Origin of the sequence: Ruminococcus callidus ATCC 27760 (assembly GCF_000468015.1) — a bacterium.
GTDB lineage: Bacteria > Bacillota > Clostridia > Oscillospirales > Ruminococcaceae > Ruminococcus_C > Ruminococcus_C callidus.
This window is the reverse complement of sequence record NZ_KI260412.1, coordinates 1-1,419: the sequence shown is the minus strand read 5'-3', so window position 1 is coordinate 1,419 and position 1,419 is coordinate 1. Positions and strand designations below refer to the sequence as shown.

Sequence of the window (1,419 nt, the reverse complement as noted above, 5' to 3'; positions counted from 1 at the left end):
ATCCGGCACTGCTGACCGTTTCTTCCATGGTGTTTTTGTCTCCCCGGTCGACAAACACCACAGAAGAACAACCAGACGGGAAAAATGCACAACTCCCTTATTTATATAAGGGCAGTGTACAAAAATCCCGTTCTTTCTGGCGTTTTGGTCTGTGCGTGACGGCGCATAGCGACGACGGCACGCATGGACGGAATTTTCAGCACCGCCGGTTTTCAAAATAAAACAGACCGAACTATCTGGTAAAAGATAATGCAAGAAGGGAGAAGATAACGTGAAATACGTCATTGCACTCAAACATTTTCAAGCCAATCCTCACGGAGACCATATGCTGAACCTCGCCTATCACTACGGAATCCTATACCAGGAACAACACGGCGATATGCTGTTCTTTTTCCGGGAGGAGCTTGCCGACAAAAGAACCGCACGGTTTTTTGGCGACCTGCTCTGTGCGATTTTTCAAACGCAGTATGCAGACCGAACCTATGCCTATCCCACCCAATTTGAACCACGCTTTCAGATCAGCATTTACGATGTCCTGTTCGCGTTTTTGAGCTATGTAAGAGGCTTGACCGATGCCAAGCACTATAAAGAAGTGCTGCGAAGAGAATTTGCAAAAGAAAAGACAGAGGTCGAAGATACGCTCCCCATCCTCTACCTACTGAAAGACAACACCTATTCCGTCACGCCTCTGGATGCCTGCACCTATGGATACGAGACAAAAATGGTCATGGCGAAATGGAAGCTCCACGGCAAGACCCAAGCCACACAAGGTGTCCGGAACAAGCAGCGAAGAGCGGTCTACCGCAATTTCAGCTGGGAAAACCTCTATGACTGCTGTCCGCTCTACTGGGATTTTACCGAGGGCAGAATCGAAAACACCCAGGACATCTATTTTCTGGCAAGAGGCATGTGCGGTGCAGAAAAGGGAAAGCAAAAGTTTCTGGAGATCATGCATTCGGAAAAGAATGCCGAACAGCACTACCAGAATATCAACTGGAAGGAAATTCTGACAGCAATCATCAAGGACAATCTGCCTGTGCCGTCTTGCGAAAACTGCGATTATTGTGACCGGTGCAGCCATTCCGAAAATATGCTTTCCACGGCGAAACCGACCCGGCGAGAAGTGCGCATTTTAAAAAGAGAGCGCTATGTGGATTTGGAAACGGCTCACCAGGACCTGCAAAACGCCTTTCAAACAGCAATGGCATCTGCGGAAAACAAGCTTTACCTCATCAAGGGGCAGACCGCTTTGGGCAAGACCAGCACCTATCTCAACTACATGAAAGACAGCGTGCGTCCTGTTGTGATCGCTGTACCGACTCATGAACTGAAACGGCAGATATTCTATGATGCGAATTTGCATGGAATCGAAGCGATCTGTGCCACGCCGGATATTACCACATATGGCATCTCAGAGGA

Annotated in this window: 2 protein-coding genes; both read left to right on the top strand. The window is 48.3% G+C overall.

What is annotated here, in order from left to right; translation table 11 throughout:
• On the top strand, window positions 1-221 hold a 221-nt coding region (locus tag RUMCAL_RS16255), incomplete at its 5' end, for a hypothetical protein (RefSeq protein WP_021682340.1).
• 50 nt (window positions 222-271) lie between these two features.
• Window positions 272-1,419 (top strand): hypothetical protein (locus RUMCAL_RS08515; RefSeq protein WP_021682339.1); only part of this gene is annotated, 1,148 nt, incomplete at its 3' end.